The following is an 18,525-nucleotide window of genomic DNA, read 5'->3' on the forward strand; positions in this document are numbered from 1 at the left end:
GTTTCCTACCGGGCCTGTTGTCCTGCCGGCTGCCCCGTCTGCGCTTCAGTCCTTTGCCAGCCTCCGCCAAGCGCGAGGAAGACCGCGATCTGATCGTCGACAAGCGCGGTTTCCGCCGCGGCATGATTGACCTGGGCCGTCGCCAAGGCGCCCTGGGCGCTGAGCAGGTTCAGGAAATCGCTGCGCCCGAACCGGAACAGCTTGCCGGCCTGCTGCGCGGAAAGGCCCGCGCTGTCGCTGGCACGGCCGAGGGCCGCGGCACGGTCGGTATCGCGTGCATAGGATTCCAGCGCCGTCTCGGTGCCGCGCAGGGCCTCGAGCACGGTCTGGTCGAACCTGGCGATGTCCGCCTCCACCTGGGCATTCGCCGCTTCGATGCGGGCGCGGATGATCGGGCGATTGGGGAAGGACCAACTGAGCAGCGGCCCCAGGCTGAAGCCGAAGCTATGGGTCTTGCCGAAGTTCTCCAGCTTGCCGTCGTTGATGATGCCCCCGCCGATGCTGACCGTGGGGTAGAGGTCTGCCGTGGCGACGCCGATGCGGGCGGTATCGCCGGCAATGGTGCGCTCGGCCTGGCGAATGTCCGGGCGGCGGCGGATCAGCGCGGCGCCGTCGCCGACCGGCATCGGCTGCGACAGGCGGGGCAGGGTCGCGCAGCTTTCCACTTCCCGGGGATACTCCGCCGGCGCCTTGCCGAGCAGGGTTGCCAGCAAATAGAGCGAGGACTGCCGCTTGGCATAGAACGAAGGCAGGTTGGCCTTGCTGCTTTCCACGGCCGTGCGCGCGCGGCTGACATCGAAAGCCGTTCCGCGCCCGCCGCGCTGGAGCCTTCCGGTGGCGTTCAGCGTCTGCTGCTGCAGCGTGATCACTTTCTGGACCGTGGCGATCTGGTAGTTCGCGGCGCAGACGTCGGCATATGCCTTGGTGGTGGCGGCCGCGACGCTGATCCGCACGGCATCGCGCGCGGCCTCCACCGCCTCGCGGTCGGCCAGGCTGCTCTCGATGGCGCGCTTGATCTTGCCATTGAGGTCGAGCGGGTAGGACAGGGTCAGGCCGAGATCGTAGGTCAGCACGCCCGGCAGGTTGGTACCGGCCGAAGCGGTCGAATAGTCACGCTCCAGGTCGGCGTCGGCGCCGATGGTGGTGGCAAGGGTCTTCTGGCCCGCGGTTTCCCGAAGCACGGCATCGGCCTTGCGCAAGTTCGCATCGGCCACGCGAATGTTCGCATTGGCCTCCAGCGCCTGCTCGACGAGGCCGTCCAGCTGCGGATCGTCGTAGAGCTTCCACCAGCGATCGGGCAGCTCGGCCTGCGAGAACTGCGGCCCCTGTCCCGAGACAAAGGGGCCTTTCGCGGCCGGCGTCGTCGCCGCGGAATCGGCGGGCGGCGCGTAGTCCGGTCCTGCCGTGGCGCAGCCGGCCAGAAGTGCGAGCGCCAGAAGCGAAACGCCGCTGCGGATCACGTGGTGGGCTCCCCGGAAGGCGCTGGCTGAACCGGCTGTACCGTCTGGGCAGGCTGAACCGGCCTGGCATTCCTGCGGCCTGCATCGCCCGGTTGCTCAATCGTCACCGTGGCCGTGCGGCCGGCGATCAGGCTCACGTCCCTGGGTACCTCGGTCAGCCGCACGCGCACCGGAATGCGCTGGGCGAGACGGACCCAGGTGAACGTTGGATCGACGCTCGGAAGAAGATTGCGGGAATCGCTGCGGGTCGTGTCGTTGATGCCCGCGGCGATGCTCTCGACCACGCCCTTCAGCGGACGCGCCTCACCCATGAGCACGACCGTGACCGGCGAGCCGACATGGATATTGGCGAGCTTGGTTTCCTCGAAATAACCCTCGATGCGGATGGAATCGCGGTCGATCAGCGCCATCGCCTGGTTGCCCGGCGCCACGTAGTCGCCCGGATGCAGGTCGAGGTTAGTGACGGTGCCGTTCACCGAAGCCTTCACATTGGTGCGCGCCAGGTCGAGCTTGGCCTTGTCGAGCGCGCTCAGCGCCTGGTCCAGGGCCGCGCGCGCGGTGGCGACGGCGGCGACATTCTGTTCGTGAGTCTCGGTGGCCACCAGATCGCCGAGCGCAAGGTCGCGCTTGGCTTCGCGCTGGGCCTGGCCCAGCCTGGCCTGCGCGCTTGCCACGGCAGCCTGCGCCTGCTCCACCGCCAGCGAATAGCGCGGTCGGTCGATCACGAAGAGCAGATCGCCGGCCTTGACCTCCTGGTTGTCCCTGACTTCCACCGACGTGACCAGCCCGCCGATATCGGGGGTGACGCGCACGACGTCCGCACGAACGCGGCCATCGCGTGTCCAGGGGCTGTCCTCATAATGGCGCCAGAGCCAGACCGCGATCACTGCGGCCAGGATCACGAGGATGGTGGTGGCGAGGCTGGGAGCAAGCCGGGCAAGAAAGCGCTTCATTGGCGGAAACCGATCAAGGGAGAGGCCCAGACGAGAAGCCCGAGCACGAGGATGTAGAGGCACAGGTCCACCGCCGCACGATAAGCGAAGAGGCGGTAGAAACCGATAAGATTGGCAATGCGCATCAGCACCAGGGTGATGATCGAGGCGATGACCGCAAGAACCAGAAGCGTGGGTAGGAACACCCCGTCGATGGAGACTTCGCCCCTCATGCCGGCATCTCCGAGAGCGGCGCCGCCGGCGAAGGACCAGCGGAGGGGAACAGATTGCGGCGCAGGCTGACCAGCCCCAGCGCCCCCGCACGGCTGAGCTGCGGGTCTTCGTCGTTCAGCACGGCGGTCATGGCAATGTCGATATCCTCAAGCAGGATGGGGTCGGCGGGCGCGGGGCGGTCGGGATCGAGACCCCGGTAATATTCGCCCACTTTCCGAAGCACTTCGGTGAGGGGGCCACGGCGGGACGTGGGCATGGCCAGGCGCAGTTCGCGCAGTTCGCCGATGGCCACGCCGGTCCGCAGATCGCGCAAGGCGTCGTAGAGCGGCGCGCCGGGCGAGCGGCCGGACATCGCCAGACGCGGCGCCAGAAGGGCGATCCGGTCGAGCATGCGGTTGATCCAGGCGCGCACGTCCGGCGGGCTCATCATGTTGGCGCGCTCGGCGATGTCGGCCCAGCCCGCCCGAACGGTGCGACGGATCGCGGCATGAGTGCCGGTGGAGCTGAGCAGGCGGATGACGATGATGGCGAAGATGATGCCCACCAGCTGCGCGAGCGCTCCGTTCACGAAGCCCGCAAAGCCGCCCACATAGCGGTCGGAAACGAGCACCGGCGATCCCAGGCCCAGCAGCATCGGCAGCGCGATGCCGCTCCAGCGCGGGGACTGCATCAGCGCGCCCAGCATCAGCAGCATCGGCGCCATGGCCGCGGCATATTCCAGGAAACCATCGAGCCGCGGCATGAGCACGAAGCCATATAGCAGCCCGATCAGCGTCGCGATGAGGGTTCCGGCAAAGAACGTGCGCAAGGGCGCGAGCGGGTCCGGTGCGGCCGCGAAGAGCGCGGTGAACACGCCTGCCAGCATGACCGCCGTCGCCCCTTCGTGCCAGCCGCTGCCGATCCACAGCGCACAGCCGATGGCGATCGTCAGGAATGCCCCGATGGCACCGCGCGTGGCGCCGCCGACATCGACATGCAGCTCGCGTCCGCGGCGGCCTTCCACGAGTTCGGCAGCGCGCGGGCTGACCGGCCGCGTGGTGTTGGTGCCAAGCTGCTCGGCCAGGATGCGGCAATCGCGGTGCGCCCCGATCAGCGAGGAAAGGCGCGAGAGCAGGCTGAGCAGGATCAGCGCATTCCACGAGGCATCGGGGCCGATCCGAGGCTCCAGCGCACGGCTCCGCTGCTGCAGCGCTATGGCCGCCGCCTCGCGTTCCGGCAGCGACATGGCGCCAAGGCCGCCGAACCAGTCACGCGCATCCGTCAGCAGGGCCTGAACTTCGGCAGGAACCGCGTCCACCGCGTGGAGCTGCGCGATCCGGTCGGACACGGCGGCGCCCAGCGGCATGATCAGCGAGAGCTGATCCTGAAGTGCGCGCACGGTGCGGATGCGCGGCGCGATGCGCGTGCTTTCGTAAGGCAGGTGGATCGAGAGCTGGTGCAACTCGGTGACGTCCAGCGCGAGCCGCTGGCGTTCCTTGTCGATCGCCGGATCGGTCTCAAGATGGAGCGAATCGCGCGACCAGCGCTCGGCGTCGGCCAGAATGTTGGACACGCGCTGCAGCATGAAAGCCGAAACCGATTGCGGCAGGACCAGCGCATGGACGAAGCTGCCGCAGAGGATACCGATGGTGATCTCCTGCACGCGCAGGGTCGCCACGGTGAATATCGTGTCCGGCACGTCGACACTGGGCAGCACGATGAGCACGGCGGTATAGCCCGCCAGCACGAAAGCATAAGAGCGCGGCGTGCGGTCCAGAAGCGAGACGAAGACGCACAGCGCCAGCCAGCCGCCGATGCCGATGGTCAGCAGTTCGGGGGAATTGACGAGGTTCGGCACGATGATGACGGCCATTCCCGCGCCGACGAAAGTGCCGATCACGCGGAACATCGCCTTGGACACGACGGCGCCGGCCAGGGGCTGCGCCACGATGTAGGATGTCAGGAACGCCCAGTAGGGTCGCTCCAGCCCGATCGAAAGTGCGATATAGATAGCCAGCATCGAGGCCAGGTAGGCCTTCACGGAGAACAGCGCGGCGTCCAGTCCGAAACGCTTCGTCATTGCCGGGCGGCGCTTTCCGCTATGCGCGCAGCGATGCGGTCAAGCACCCGCACGACAGTCTCGACGTCTTCGCCTGGAATGCCATCCAGAAGCGTCGCGCGCAACTCGATCAATCGCTTGTCGATGCGGCGGGCAGCGGCGGCGCCCTCGTCGGTGAGGCGCAAGTGCTTGGCACGGCGGTCGCTGTCGTCGGCGATGCGCTCGACGAGACCGGCATCTTCCAGCAAGTGCAGGGTTCGCACGAGCGAAGGTTCCGTCACGTTGATGGCGCGCGCAAGGTCGCCCTGCCGCACCTCGTTGCCGAGGCGCAGCAGGTGGACCAGCGCCCACCCCGAGGAGTTGGAAACTCCCAGCGAGGACAGCGCCGAATCGGCCAGTTGCTGCCATGAACGCGAAACCGGCCCCAACCTTGCGGCCAGAGCCTTCTCGCTCGATTGTCGATCCTGCATGGCCTGAGTAATTAGAGTGCTAACTAATCTTCGCAAGATATTTTGGCGTCGATATTGCGGCATCGGAGTTGAGTTTATTGCAAATGAGCCTGTCGGCCTTGGCGGCACGGCCGGGCCGCAATTCCATCCGATCCGAAGGCTCAGGTTTCGAGCCGATATGCTGGCGCAGCGCCGAATTTTCCTGCCGCAAGACGGGCGCCCGCCTTGCTATTGCTGACCGGCCAGAGCGACTTTGCAAAAGCTTGCAGGGGTGGCGCCTGTGAAACGAGGGCGCTAAGTCGCTGCAAATGCCCATTACCGCCCGGAGAACAACTTTGCGCCGATCGATCCTCGCCCTCGGCCTGTCTGCCCTTGTGCTGGCTGCCACGCAGCCCGCTCTCGCCCGCCAGACCGAGGCTGCGGAAAAGGTGGCAGAGGCCGCGCCGGTCACTGCTCCGGCCCGGGAGGAGCAGTCCGCCACCGCCCCCCACGCCATGGTCGCCGCTGCCAATCCGCTGGCGGTGAAAGCGGGGGTGGACGTTCTCAAGGCCGGCGGCTCGGCGATCGACGCAGCCGTGGCCATCCAGGCCGTGCTCGGCCTTGTCGAGCCGCAGAGTTCGGGCCTGGGGGGCGGCGCCTTCATGGTCTACTACGATGCGAAGACCCGGCAGGCGACAGCCTATGACGGCCGCGAAGTCGCACCCGCCGGTGCCGGCGATCATCTGTTCTTCGACGAAAACGGCAAGCGGCTGCCTTTCGTCACCGCCGTGCTGGGCGGCATCTCGACAGGCGTGCCCGGCGCCATCGCCATGCTCGACATGGCCCACCGCGATCACGGCAAGCTCGCCTGGGGCACGCTCTTCGATCAAGCCCATGTCCTCGCGCAGGACGGCTTCGCCGTCAGTCCGCGTCTAGCCCGCATGATCGCAAGCAAGGCACCCCAGGCTTCCGCGCCCGACGCCAGGCGCTACTTCACCAAGGCCGACGGCACGCCCTATCTGGCCGGCGACCGGCTGAAGAACCCCGACTATGCTCGCTCGCTGGAACGCATTGCACGGTACGGTGCTTCTGGTCTGCTGACCGGGCCGATTGCGCAGCAGATCGTCGAGCGCGTGCACCAGGGGCCGTACCCGAGCACGCTCACCCTGTCGGACCTGGCGAGCTATCGCCCGCACTCCGGCCCCGCGCTCTGCAATCCTTACCGCATCTACCTCGTCTGCACGCCCCAGGCGCCCTCGGGCGGCCCCGGATTGCAGATCGCGCTCGGCGTGCTCGAACACACCGACATCGACAAGCGCAGTGCCACTGACGAGAAAGCCTGGTTCGAATTCGCCCAGGCCAGCCGCCTGGCTTACGCCGACCGCGACCGCTACGTGGGCGACCCGGCCTTCGTGCAGGTGCCGCTCGATGGCCTGCTCGATCCGCACTATCTCGAGGGCCGCGCGGCCGAGATCGGCGACCGGGCCGGGCCGGTGACGTTCGGCATGCCCCGGGGCGCGCCCAAAGTCGGGATCGACGCCACCGACGAGCCGGGCGGAACCAGCCACATCGTCGTGATCGACGCACAAGGCGACGTCGTGTCCATGACCACCACGGTAGAGAGCATCTTCGGCTCCGGTCGCATGGTGGGCGGCTTCTTCCTCAACAACCAGCTCACCGACTTCTCGTTCAGCCCCACCGATGACGACGGCGCGAAAGCGGCCAACGCCCCCGGCCCCGGCAAGCGTCCGCGCTCCAGCATGGCGCCCGCCATCGTGCTGACGCCGCAGAAAAAGTTCGTGGCCGCCGCGGGATCGCCGGGCGGTTCCGCAATCCAGGCCTACAACCTGAAAGTGCTGGTGGCCCTGCTCGACTGGAAGATGACGCCGCAGGACGCCGTCTCGCTGCCCAATCTCGTCGCCAAGGGAGACAGCTACAGCGCCGACATGTTCCCCCAGCCGATCATGCAGGGCCTGGCCGCGCGGGGCATGACCCTGTCCACCTCGCGCGGGGAAGAGTCCGGGCTCCAGGCGATCGTCGCGACGCCGAAGGGCTATGTCGGCGGCGCCGATCCCCGGCGCGAAGGCGTGGCGCGCGGGTTCTGAACGCAGTTCGCCTTCCATCGCGTTGAAAATAGCATAATGTTCGCCTAGGGGCCGCTGCCTTCAATCCCACCGCCCCCAAGGGAGACGACATGGCAGGCGATCAGGACGGACAGAGCGCAGGTCCCGGCATCAGGTCCTCCGCAGGAAGCCTCGGGCTGACCGCCGCCATCGCGCTGGTCATGGGCAACATGATCGGCTCGGGCGTATTCCTGCTGCCGGCCAGCCTGGCGCCTTTCGGATGGAACGGCGTGATCGGCTGGGCGACCACCATCAGCGGCGCGCTGATCCTGGCCTATGTGCTCAGCCGGCTCACCCGCGCGCGTCCGGCTGCGGGCGGCCCGGCCGGCTTCGTCACTGACGCTTTCGGGCGTCCGGCGGGGTTCTTCATCAGCTGGATCTATCTCGTCTCGCTCTGGACCTCGGTCGTGACCATTGCCGTGGCCGCCGTCAGCTACCTGTCGAGCATGGTGCCCTTCCTGGGCTATGGAGAGCACGTCCCTGCCCTGGCCGCTATCGCCCTGCTCTGGCTGATGACGCTGGTGAACCTGCGCGGGACGCGCGCCGCCGGGAATTTCCAGATCGTCACCCTCGCGCTCAAGGTCATTCCGCTGCTGGTCGTGATCCTGCTGGCGATCTACATCCTGTCGAGCGGCAAGGCGCAGCTTCCGGCCTTCGATGCCGGGCAGGTCCATCTCGGCGCCATCAACGGCGCCGCCACCCTGACGCTCTGGGCGCTGCTCGGCTTCGAATCTGCCAGCGTGGCCGCCGCGCGGGTCCGCAATCCCGAGGTGAACGTCGCGCGCGCGACGCTCTGGGGCACGGCGCTGACGGGGGTGCTCTATCTCATGGTCTGTTCCGCCATCGCCCTTCTGCTGCCGAGCGATGTCGCGGCCCATTCCGCAGCCCCCTTTGCCACTTTCGTCGCCCGCTTCCTCGATGGAGACGTCGCTACGCTGGTCGCCGTATTCGCGGTCATCAGCTGCATCGGCGCGCTTAACGGCTGGACCCTGCTCGAAGCTGAAATGGTGCGCGACATGGCCGCCCGGCGCCTGCTCCCGCGCTGGTTCGCAGAGACCGACGCGCGCGGCACTGCGCGCCGGGCCCTGCTGATCTCGGCCGTGATCGCCAGCTTCTTCGCCGCGATGAACGCCAGCCGGACGATGCAGGCCCTGTTCGAGTACCTGCTGCTGCTCTCCACTTCCGCCACGCTGTGGCTTTACCTCGCTTGCGCGCTTGCTGCGCTCAAGCTGGGCATTGCCCGCATACCGGCCCTGATCGGCGCGCTCTATGCGCTCTGGACGCTATGGGGTGCGGGTATCGGCGCCAGCGGGTTGAGCTTCGTGCTGATGGTCCTGGGCCTGCCGATCTGGCTCTGGTTGAAGCGCAACGAAATCGACTAGGCCAACAGGCAGTCGAGCCACTTTTCGACGAGCCCTTCGGCCTCGACCGGCGTGAAGGGCGGTTTGCCAAGGCTCAGTTCCAGCCAGAGCCCGTCGATCAGCGCCGTCAGCGCCACGGCGGGCAGGCGCGTATCGGCAAGGTCCGGCCGCAGCGCGCGGATCAGGTCGTCCATCCCGCTGCGAAACTCCCCGTAGATCTCCTCGTGAAGCCGGGCGATCGCCGGGTCGGTCGGCGTCATGCTCCAGAACGCCAGCCATGTCGCGAGCAGTTCGGGGTCGGCGATCGGCGCCCGGAAGCTGGCGGAGAGATAGGCGAGAAGCCGCGATCTCGGATCGGCGCCTGCTTCCGCCACGGCCTCTTCCAGCGCCAGCGCCACGCGGTTGCCCGTCCAGCGATAGGCCTCGGCAATCGCTTCCCCGACACCTGAAAAATAGTGGCGGAGCAGCCCCGGCGAAACGCCGGCCGCCGCGCAGATCGATCGCACCGAAGTGCCGCCGGCGCCCTGCGCGGCCAAGCAGCGCGCGGTCGCCTCTACCAGGCTTTGCCGCCGCTCGTCGGGATGTTCCCGCGTGAAGGATTGCTGCTTGCCCATCGCCTTGTTATACGATCGTACAATAAGGAGAGACCCATGGCAACGCAGCCCCGCGACATCGCGGAGACCGACCCGCTCGATGGCTGGAGCTTGCCGGCCTGGACGTATTCCGATCCCGAATTCTTCGCCGCCGAAAGAGAACGCGTCTTCGCGCCAAGCTGGCAAGTGGTCTGCCATGAGAGCGACGTGACCGAGGCCGGCGATTGGCACACGCTGGAATATATCGGCGAAAGCGTGATCGTCGTGCGCGGCCATGACCGGCGACTGCGCGCCTTCACCAATGTCTGCCGTCATCGCGGATCGCGCTTGGTCGATGGACCGAGCGGCTGCGCCCGGAAGCTGGTCTGCCCCTATCACGCCTGGGTCTACGACCTCGACGGCCGCCTGACCGGTGTGCCCGACAGCCAGAGCTATCCCGAGTTCGACAAGGCCCGGCACGGCCTTTCTCCCGTGGGCATCGAAGTCTGGCGCGGGTTCATCTTCGTGCGGCTGGTCGATGACGGCGGCCCCACGGTCGGCCAGATGATGGCCCCTTACGAAGCCATGGTCGCTCCCTACCGTTTCGAGGAACTGAAGACCCTCGGCCGTGTCACCACGCGCCAGCGCGCGGTGAACTGGAAGAACGTGGGCGACAACTATTCGGACGGACTGCATATCCCCGTCGCCCATCCCGGCCTGACGCGCCTGTTCGGCGCCAGCTACGGGGTCGAGGCGGAGGCGCATGTCGATCGCATGTGGGGCGATCTGATGGACCGGCCCTCGGCCAACTGGTCCGAACGCATGTACCAGCGCCTGCTGCCGCCGGTTCCGCACTTGCCGGAGGATCGCCAGCGCCACTGGCTCTATTTCAAGCTCTGGCCGAACGTCGCCTTCGATATCTATCCCGATCAGGTCGATTTCATGCAGTGGCTGCCGACCGGGCCGGAAGCCTGCACGATCCGCGAGATCAGCTACGTCCTGGACGATGACCGGCGGGAGATGCGCGCCGCGCGCTATCTCAACTGGCGCATCAACCGGCAGGTCAATGCCGAGGATACCGCCCTCGTCACCCGCGTGCAGGCAGGCATGGCCTCGCGCAGCTTTTCGGTCGGGCCGCTTTCCGACAAGGAAGTATGCCTGCGCCGCTTCTGCAAGCGCATCCGCGAACTGATCCCCGAAGCCCGCCAGAACGAGCGGCCTTCATCCGGCTGGAGCCAGGCATGACCCGGAAGTACGATGCCGTCATCATCGGCGGCGGCCACAATGGCCTTGTCTGCGCATTCTACCTTGCCCGCGCAGGACTGAAGGTTCGCATTCTGGAGCGCCGCGACGTGGTCGGCGGAGCGGCGGTGACGGAGGAATTCCATCCCGGCTTCCGCAATTCCGTCGCCAGCTACACCGTCAGCCTGCTCCAGCCCAAGGTCATCGCCGACATGCGCCTGGCCGAGCATGGCTACCGCGTGATCGAGCGCCCGATCTCGAACCTGCTGCCGCAGGAAGATGGCGGCTACCTGAAGCTCGGCGGCGGGCTGGCGCGCACGCAGGCGGAGTTCCGCCGGTTCTCCGCGCACGATGCCGAAGTGCTGCCGGCCTATTACGATGCGCTGGAAGTCGTGGCCGAAGTGCTGCGCGACCTCGCCCTGAAATCGCCGCCCAATGCCGGCGACGGTTGGCGCGGGCTGATCGATGCGGCCTTGCAGGGTCGCAAGCTGGCAGGCCTCTCCATCGAAGCGCAGCGCGACGTGCTGGACCTGTTCACCAAGTCCGCCCGCTCGCTGCTGGACGGCTGGTTCGAGAGCGAGGCGGTGAAGGCCGCTTTCGGTTTCGACGCGGTGGTCGGCAACTATACCTCGCCCGATACGCCGGGCAGCGCCTATGTCCTGCTGCACCACGTCTTCGGCGAAGTGAACGGCAAGAAGGGCGCCTGGGGCCACTCGGTCGGCGGCATGGGCCAGATCACCCGCATCATGGGCGAAGTCTGCCGCAAGCTGGGCGTGGAGATCAGCCTGGAGAGCCCCGTGGAGCAAGTGCTCATCGACGGCGGCAAGGTCGCCGGCGTCCGGCTGGAAAGCGGCGAGGAGATCGCGGCAACCCGCGTGATCGCCAATGTCGGGCCCAAGCTGCTCTATGGCAGGATGATCGCCAAGAGCGACCTCACCCCCGACTTCCAGCGCCGGATGAAGGGCTTCAAGACAGGCAGCGGCACGTTCCGAATGAACGTGGCGCTGTCCGAATTGCCGAGGTTCACCTGTCTGCCCGAAGCGGGAGAGCATCATCGATCGGGCATCATCATCGCGCCGACGCTGGACTACATGGACCGCGCGTTCCTTGACGCCAAGACGCATGGCTGGTCGAAGAAGCCGATCGTGGAGATGCTGATCCCCTCCACCGTGGACGACAGCCTCGCGCCCGAAGGCCGGCATGTCGCCAGCCTGTTCTGCCAGCAGTTCGCACCGGAACTGCCGGCCAGTGACGATGGAACGCCCCGCGACTGGGACGCCGAGGAAGACAAGGCGGCCGACACCATCATCGATACGGTGGAGCGATATGCGCCGGGCTTCCGTGCCTCGATCCTCGGCCGCCAGGTGCTCAGCCCCAAGGGTCTGGAGCGCAAGTTCGGGCTTGTCGGCGGGGACATCATGCACGGCAACCTGACGCTCGACCAGATGTGGTCGGCCCGCCCGGTGCTGGGCCACGGCGCCTATCGAGGGCCGATCAAGGGCCTCTACATGTGCGGATCGGGCAGCCACCCCGGCGGCGGGGTGACGGGTGCGCCCGGCCACAACTGCGCCCATGAAGTGATTGAGGACACCAGACGCTTCGGGAATGGCTTCGCGCGCTTCGTTTCATGACTTATTTGCAAGCCGGCGCCGCTTCATCCCTTCTCTCGGTCATCTGGCCGAATAGAGACAGACCCGATTGGCCGTAATTGGTTTGAGGCAAGTAGACGAACCGTTTTTACTCGCCCGCTTCCTCGCGGGCATGTGAAAGCAGTTCGGCGGGTTGCCAAAAAGCCAGGAAAATCATTTGTCCGGAATACTCAATACCGACGTACGGCGCAGGTCCGATGCAATATCCGTTGCACGCGTGATCTGTATACTCGGGGTCGTCTATGTCCACGCCTGGACCGGGCTGACCGGATATGACCTTCAGCTTGCCCATGGCACGCCGCAGGAAAATCTGCGGTGGGTGCTGATGGACGTGTTCGGACGCAGCGCCGTGCCTCTGCTGGGCCTTATCTCCGGCTGGCTCGTCGCGGGATCGAGCCGGACCTTCGACTGGGCCAGCCATGTCGGCCGCAAGGCCAAGACCATTCTCCTGCCGATGGTGCTCTGGAACGCGCTCGCGATCCTGCTCGTGTCCGGAGCGGCGGTGGCGACCAAGCTGGCGGCGCCTACGCCGCAATCGATGGACTGGATCTTCCAGGAAATCTTCATCGCCAGCCGCAACCCGGACATCAATGTCCAGATGCCGTTCCTGCGTGACCTGTTCCTCTGCATGCTGCTTGCGCCGCTGCTGGTTCGCTGCGGCAAGCGTACGCTCTTCGCCATCGCCCTGGTGGCGGCGCTGTGCCAGATCGGCGGCTACGGTCCGCCGGTGTTCATGCGCGCATCGATCCCGTTCTTCTTCACCCTGGGCATCATTGCCCGGCGCGAGAACCTGGCCGACCGGATCGCGGCCTGGCCGCTTTCCGCTGCCCTCACGCCTTTCGCCGTGCTGACCGCGGTGCAGCTCTACTTCACGCTCGTCGTCGACTGGTCCCCGATCAGCCTGCCCGCCGCCACGCTGGACCTTGCAGTGCGGATCTCGGCCGCCCTTGCCTACTGGCGCATATCCTGGGGTCTGGCGGGAACCGTGGTGCGAACGCCGCTGCTGAAGATCGAGCCTTTCGCGTTCTTCCTGTTCTGCTCGCACCTCATCCTGATCTGGCTGGGCGGGCCGCTTCTCGGCCGCCTGTTCGGCACCCTCGGCTCGCCGCTATACCCGGTCTACCTGGTGGCCCAGCCGCTGATCGTCCTGCTGGCGGTAGTGCTTCTGGGCACCCTGCTCAGCCGCGCCGCTCCGGGGCCTGCCCGCATCCTCAGCGGCGGCAGGCTGAGCAGGAGGAAGCTGGCGGCCACCTGAGCCGCCAGCCCCTGCTTCCCCCGTTTCAGGCCGCGCTCACTTTCCCGCGAGATCGGTGTAGAGGCTGATGTAGTACGTGATGCCGGGCCGCACATTGAGCAGCGGCAGGCGCTCGTTGAGACCGTGGGCGAACTCGTCGGAGTCCTTCATCATCGAAGCGCTGGCGCCGTAGCTTGGCACGCCCAGCGCGCGATACCACATCGAATCCGAGGCGCCCGAAGCCTGCGAGGGGATGATCGGGATCGGTCCCCAGGCCGCTGTCACCGCCTTGCGCGTCGCGGCCACGAAGTCCGGCCGCATCGGCGAAGCCGGCGACATCGTCGAGGCATCCCCGGTCGCGTCGGAGAACTTGGCCGCGGGCATGTTCGCCACCTTTTCCAGTTCGGTCATGATCTCCTCGCGCGTGTGCCCGGGGAAGATGCGGCAGTTGATGTTGGCCGTGGCGCGCTGGGGCAAGGCGTTCTGGGCATGCCCGCCCGAGATCATCGTCGCAACGCAGGTCGTGCCCGTGCGGCCGACCATGGAGGGATTGGCGCGCAGCACCTTGAGCGCGGCTTCATCGCCGGGATTGGCGGCAAAGGCGCGCATGGCGCCGGCCAGGGTGGCATCGGGCTCCAGCTTGGCAGCCTCGACCCAGTAAGCGCGGGTGATGTCGTTCAGCTCGGGCTTGAAGTGATAGCTGCCGATCCGTTCCAGTGCCTGCGACAGCTGGACGATCGCGTTCTCCGTGCGCGGCGCCGAGCTGTGCCCGCCGGGGTTGGTGACCTCGATCTGGTAGTCGACGTAAGTCTTCTCGGCACCCTGCCATGACCAGAACGAGGGCTTGCCGGTCTTCTCCGAAAGCGTGCCCGAGGCGCCGTCCACGTTGAGCACGAGTTCGGCGTTCTTCAGCCGCTCCGCGATCAGCTTCGATGTCGCCATCGAGGTTTCCTCGTCGCCCGAGTAGGCGATGACGAGAGTACGCCTGGGCTTGAAGCCCTGCTTGCGCAAGGCGATCATCGATTCCATCGCCAGCACCGCTTCGAACTTGGTGTCGCTGGCACCGCGTCCGTAGAGGTAGCCGTTCTCGACCACGGGGGTGAAGGGATCGCGCTCCCAATCGGCGGGCTTGGCTTCCACCACGTCCATGTGCGCGGAGACGACCAGGGGCCGCAGCGAAGGATCGCTGCCGGGCCAGGTTGCGATCAGGTAGGCGGTGTCCTTGTGAGGGACGATCTCGATGTCCGTGGCGGTCCAGCCGTTCGCGAGCAGTTCCTTGCGGAACAGTTCGGCGACTTCGCGGGTCTTGTTACCCTCGCCTTCGACGGAGCGCAGGGCGATGGCCTGCTTCGATATTTCGAGAACCTGCTTCTCGGCCTCGGGATAGGCCTTGGGTGCGGCCTGGGCGACAGTGGCGCCCGCCAGAACGGCACCGAGCGTGAAGACGGTGGATGGGATAGCCCGCATGAATATTTTGCCCCCTGGTACTGCGATCGCAAGTGGTATTGCGATCGGAAGTGACGTTGCGATCCGAAGTGATTGAGCATGCCCGATGGAGAATCGGGCCGAACGTCAATACTCTGTCGCATTCCACGAGAGGACGCACCTCTTTTGCGCGTCCTCCCGCTTCCGCCCCCCTTCCCGGCTTTCAGGAATGGCTGCGGGCTTCGGCACGGCCGCCGCCCGCTGATCGTCAGGTGCTCAGGCCAGATCGAGCGCGCCGGTGAGGTCTCCCGGCGCCACGCCGCCCGCGGCGATCATGGCGTCTTCACGCATGGTCAGGCCCGGCAGTTTCTCCAGACCGAAGCGGCGTGTCAGGAAGCGGGCGATCGAGCCCGTATCGTAGATCGTATGGTCCACGGCGCCCTTCTTCGCATGAGGGGAGACGACGACGGCCGGAATGCGCGTGCCCGGCCCCCAGCGATCGCCCTTCGGCGGCGCGACGTGATCCCACCACCCACCGTTCTCGTCGAACGTGATGACCACCAGCATGCGTTCCCATTGCGGGCTCTCGCGCAGACCGTCGATAACCGCGGCGATGTGGCGATCTCCGGCGTCGATGTCGGAATAGCCGGCATGCATGTTGAGGTTGCCCTGCGGCTTGTAGAAGCTGACCGCGGGAAGCTTGCCGGCCTCGGCATCGGCGAGGAGGCGGTTGGTGCGTGCGGTGCTGCCCTCTCCGCCGTCGCGCAAGTGCTTGGCGCGGTCCGGCGAACCGGGCGCGAAGCGCTCGTAATAGTTCAGCGGCTGATGATGCGGCTGGAAGTTCGGCCGCGAGGGGAACGCGGCATCGTTCATCTTGCCTTCGAGCGCGGCATTCCACCCGCCCGCATACCAGGCCCAGTCCACATTCCGCGCGGAGAGCATGTCGCCGATGGTCTTGTGATGCTGGGGCACGAGCGTGTGTCCGCTGGCGGCATTGGCATAACCCGGCTTCTCGGGGTCGAGTTCATAAGTCGGCGCATAGGGCGGCAGCATCGTGTTCACGGCCCAGAAGTCGGGCGAGAGCGTGCTGGCGGAGAACATGGCCGGGCCGTCCATGGCGCTGGCCGGGGTCTTGGGATCGAGCTTGAGCTTGATGCCCTTGGGATCGCTGCCTTCGACTTGCGCGATGCGCTTGGCCGCGGGGCTCTTGTCGGCGTCGGGATAGAACGGCGGCTGGGCGCTGATCAGGTACTGGTGGTTGAGGAAAGAGCCCCCGAACGCACCCATGAAGAAATTGTCGCAGAGCGTGAATTCCCGCGCGATCTGCCAGAGACGCAATTGCGCGCGCATGTCGCCGTAATGGCCCATGACCAGCGCGCCGCTGTCTCCCCAGGCCGCGAAACCGTCGTTACGGCCGCCGTTGATCTGCCACTGGTTCTGGTAGAAGGCGTGAACGAGGTCACGCGTGACCAGGCCATGCGGCAAGGGGTCGCCCTCGGGCGTCTTCAGCGCAAAGGGACCGTTGGCGATCGGGCCGAGGTCATCCGGGCCGATCAGGTACTCGGTATGCTCGACCACCTGCTTGCTGGGGACGAGGCCTTCCCAGATCTTCGGCAGCTTTTCCATGACCTTCCCGTCACGGTCGCGCTGAGCCGTGCGCTCGGCCGGGACGGAGGCCAGCGGTTGTTCGAGACCGGGAAAATCGGCGAAGAGATTGTTGAAGCTGCGGTTCTCCGCATAGATCACGACGACGGTATCGATCGCTTCGCGCAGCCGGGCGTCGCTGACCGGAGCGGCACTGTTCTTGCGCGCCTGCTTCGTTGCGGCGGCCGCTTCTCCCGGAGATCCGGCAACGGCGGCGGCGCCCAGCGCTGCTGCCAGTCCGCCCAGAAAGTCGCGGCGGTCCGGACGCACCACGGAGGCATCGGCCTGCGGTTCGGGAAGATCGGAATCGGTCATGGAAAGTCCTTGGGGGAGAGGAATTCCCGGCTGTTTGCGACCCCGATCAAGGCGCGTCAACCAATATGATATTTTGTATCATACCTGATTTTGAACTCGACCTTGAAACCAGGGCGAGCTTGATCGGCCAGCGGGCGGGTCGGCGCATTAAACGAGCGCTCCCCTCGTGCCGTGATGGGCGGTTCGGCATGGCTGACGAACCGCCCGATCGCGTCAGGCCTTGGCGAAGCGGCGTTCGTTCCAGTTCACCGTCAGACCTTCGCTGGTCGTGCCGGCGGTGGTGTGCTGGGCGATCGTGCCCATGAAGTGCCATTCGCCGCGAACCTGCTCCGGCGTCATCTGGAGCGAGACGTAGCCGCGGCGGCTGGTATCGGCGAAAGCCAGCCCCGGGTTCGCCGCGCGCAGCGCCTTGGACAGGTCGGCCGCGGGCACCGACGGCAGGTAAGCCTCGAAGCCCGGCGAGGTGACGGAGTGGCCGGCATATTCGACGCCCGCTGCCGATCCGTCCACCGAGAGTTCGCTGCCCCAGGCATTGTGGCTGTCGCCCGCCAGAACCACGAGGTTGCAATCGGCCTGGCGCGCCGTGCGCAGCAGGCGGTCGCGGGCAGCCGGATAACCGTCCCAGGAGTCCATGTTGAACGGCAGGCCCGCCTGCGAGGCGGCGGCGATGGCCATGAGCGCCTGGCGGACCTTGGGGTCTCCGCCCGAGGGCACGAGGTCCGCCATCTGCGGCGGCGCCTTCAGCGAGCCCATGACGATCTGCTGTGCCAGGATCTGCCAGCGCGTGCCCGACTTCGCGGAATCGATCAGGCCCTTGTAGAGCCAGCTCTCCTGCTGCGCGCCCATCAGCGTGCGGTCCTTGGACATCCAAGGGCCGTCGCGGAACTGGGCCAGGGCCCGGCCGATCTCCGCTGGACCGCCCTTGGCCGCGCCCGCGATCACGGCGCCGAAGTCGAGCTGCTGCATGCGCTCGCTCAAGCGGGTTTCGGGGCGGAACAGCGTGGCCAGCGAGCCGATCTGGAAGCTGTCGTAGAGGGCGTCGGAAACCGGCATCCACTCGCGGTAAGCCTTCTCGGCCGCGGCGCGGCGGACCGACCATTCGCCTTCCTTGTCAGGCTGGTGGTTCTCCGCCCCGCCCTTCCAGGTATCGTTGGCGAATTCGTGATCGTCCCACTGCGCGATCATCGGGAAGCGCTGGTGGAGGCGGCGCAAGTCCGGGTCGAGGCGGTAGCTGGCGAAACGAAGGCGGTAGTCGGCCAGGGAGACCGTTTCGTTCTGCGGCTCGATCGGGCGGCCAGCCATCGGCTGTTCGGGATAATGGCCATATTCGTATTCGTAGAAATAGTCGCCGACATGGACGACCAGGTCGAGATCGTCGCGCGTGGCGGCATGGGCATAAGCGTTGAACCAGCCGAACGGCATGTTCGAGCACGAGAACAGGCCGATGCCGAAGCGGTCGACGTCGCCCACCGGCAGCGTGCGCGTGCGGCCGGTTTCGCTCTTCGTGCCGTCCGGCGCGATGAAGCGGTAGTAGTACCACTTGCCGGGCGCGAGGCCGGACACCACCAGCTTGGCGCAGTTGTCATGCGCGGGCGAGGCGATCGTTTCGCCGCCGCCTGCCACCTTGCGGAAGCTTTCGTCCGCCGAAAGTTCGCAGCGCAGCTTCGTGTCGCCGCTGCCGACGTAGCGGGTCCAGAGCAGCACCGAACCGGCCGCCGGCTCGCCGCTCGCCACGCCGTGCGTGAAGCCGCGCGCGGTGAGGATCTGGGCGACGCCGGGCGTCGAGAGCGCGGCGAGCCCGAAGGCGCCTGCCTGAAGCAGCAGGCGCCGATCGAGTTGAAGTGTCATGGTCTTGTCCTTGGTTATCG

The 18,525-nt window shown here is 66.7% G+C and carries 14 protein-coding genes; 5 read left to right on the forward strand and 9 right to left on the reverse strand.

All coding sequences use genetic code 11. From position 1 onward, the window contains the following. Positions 1–5: 5 nt before the first annotated feature. Genes EDF58_RS03955 through EDF58_RS03975 form a run of 5 tightly spaced genes read right to left on the reverse strand, consistent with a single transcriptional unit; the run spans position 6 to position 5,134 of the window. The gene (locus EDF58_RS03955; protein ID WP_132264111.1) at positions 6–1,457 is read right to left on the reverse strand and encodes a TolC family protein; all 1,452 of its coding nucleotides are present in this window, start codon (positions 1,455–1,457) and stop codon (positions 6–8) included. Further along, the gene (locus EDF58_RS03960; protein WP_132262846.1) at positions 1,457–2,413 is read right to left on the reverse strand and encodes an efflux RND transporter periplasmic adaptor subunit; all 957 of its coding nucleotides are present in this window, start codon (positions 2,411–2,413) and stop codon (positions 1,457–1,459) included. Before EDF58_RS03960 ends, EDF58_RS03955 begins: the two co-directional genes overlap by 1 nt. Beyond that, positions 2,410–2,625, reverse strand: coding sequence for a DUF1656 domain-containing protein (locus tag EDF58_RS03965; protein WP_132262848.1), 216 nt, complete (start codon positions 2,623–2,625; stop codon positions 2,410–2,412). The genes EDF58_RS03960 and EDF58_RS03965 overlap by 4 nt, the downstream gene beginning before the upstream one ends. Further along, a complete protein-coding gene (locus EDF58_RS03970; RefSeq protein ID WP_132262850.1) occupies positions 2,622–4,685 on the reverse strand; it encodes an FUSC family protein in 2,064 nt (687 codons plus the stop codon). Before EDF58_RS03970 ends, EDF58_RS03965 begins: the two co-directional genes overlap by 4 nt. Beyond that, positions 4,682–5,134 carry a MarR family transcriptional regulator gene (locus EDF58_RS03975; RefSeq protein WP_132262851.1) on the reverse strand — a complete coding sequence of 151 codons (453 nt, stop codon included), beginning with the start codon at positions 5,132–5,134 and terminating at the stop codon, positions 4,682–4,684. The genes EDF58_RS03970 and EDF58_RS03975 overlap by 4 nt, the downstream gene beginning before the upstream one ends. A gap of 473 nt (positions 5,135–5,607) precedes the next feature. On the opposite strand from EDF58_RS03975, the gene ggt reads away from it, so the two are divergent. Together ggt and EDF58_RS03985 are read left to right on the forward strand one after the other, a co-directional pair. Then, positions 5,608–7,197, forward strand: coding sequence for a gamma-glutamyltransferase (gene ggt, locus EDF58_RS03980; RefSeq protein ID WP_243654121.1), 1,590 nt, complete (start codon positions 5,608–5,610; stop codon positions 7,195–7,197). Between the two features lie 89 nt (positions 7,198–7,286). Beyond that, positions 7,287–8,597: an amino acid permease gene (locus tag EDF58_RS03985; protein ID WP_132262854.1), complete on the forward strand. Its 1,311-nt coding sequence runs from the start codon at positions 7,287–7,289 to the stop codon at positions 8,595–8,597. Here EDF58_RS03985 and EDF58_RS03990 read toward each other — a convergent pair. Next, entirely contained in the window at positions 8,594–9,190 is a 597-nt protein-coding gene (locus EDF58_RS03990; protein WP_132262856.1) for a TetR family transcriptional regulator C-terminal domain-containing protein, read from the reverse strand. The two genes, EDF58_RS03985 and EDF58_RS03990, sit on opposite strands and share 4 nt — an antisense overlap. A 36-nt stretch (positions 9,191–9,226) precedes the next feature. Here EDF58_RS03990 and EDF58_RS03995 point away from each other — a divergent pair, with 36 nt between their 5' ends. The 3 genes from EDF58_RS03995 to EDF58_RS04005 all read left to right on the forward strand — a co-directional run bounded on the left by EDF58_RS03995 (position 9,227) and on the right by EDF58_RS04005 (position 13,294). After that, positions 9,227–10,393, forward strand: a complete 1,167-nt coding sequence (locus tag EDF58_RS03995; RefSeq protein ID WP_132262857.1) for an aromatic ring-hydroxylating dioxygenase subunit alpha — start codon at positions 9,227–9,229, stop codon at positions 10,391–10,393. Next, positions 10,390–12,021, forward strand: coding sequence for an NAD(P)/FAD-dependent oxidoreductase (locus EDF58_RS04000; protein ID WP_132262859.1), 1,632 nt, complete (start codon positions 10,390–10,392; stop codon positions 12,019–12,021). The genes EDF58_RS03995 and EDF58_RS04000 overlap by 4 nt, the downstream gene beginning before the upstream one ends. A 175-nt stretch (positions 12,022–12,196) precedes the next feature. After that, the gene (locus EDF58_RS04005) at positions 12,197–13,294 is read left to right on the forward strand and encodes an acyltransferase (RefSeq protein ID WP_132262861.1); all 1,098 of its coding nucleotides are present in this window, start codon (positions 12,197–12,199) and stop codon (positions 13,292–13,294) included. Between the two features lie 36 nt (positions 13,295–13,330). Here EDF58_RS04005 and EDF58_RS04010 read toward each other — a convergent pair whose 3' ends face one another. The 3 genes from EDF58_RS04010 to EDF58_RS04020 all read right to left on the reverse strand — a co-directional run bounded on the left by EDF58_RS04010 (position 13,331) and on the right by EDF58_RS04020 (position 18,505). Beyond that, entirely contained in the window at positions 13,331–14,740 is a 1,410-nt protein-coding gene (locus tag EDF58_RS04010; RefSeq protein WP_132262862.1) for a M20/M25/M40 family metallo-hydrolase, read from the reverse strand. 234 nt (positions 14,741–14,974) lie between these two features. Further along, positions 14,975–16,657, reverse strand: coding sequence for an acid phosphatase (acpA, locus tag EDF58_RS04015; protein ID WP_132262864.1), 1,683 nt, complete (start codon positions 16,655–16,657; stop codon positions 14,975–14,977). Positions 16,658–16,870: 213 nt separating this feature from the next. Then, positions 16,871–18,505, reverse strand: a complete 1,635-nt coding sequence (locus EDF58_RS04020) for an alkaline phosphatase D family protein (RefSeq protein ID WP_132262866.1) — start codon at positions 18,503–18,505, stop codon at positions 16,871–16,873. Between the last annotated feature and the right edge of the window lie 20 nt (positions 18,506–18,525).

The sequence above is a fragment of the Novosphingobium sp. PhB57 genome (assembly GCF_004342985.1).
GTDB lineage: Bacteria > Pseudomonadota > Alphaproteobacteria > Sphingomonadales > Sphingomonadaceae > Novosphingobium.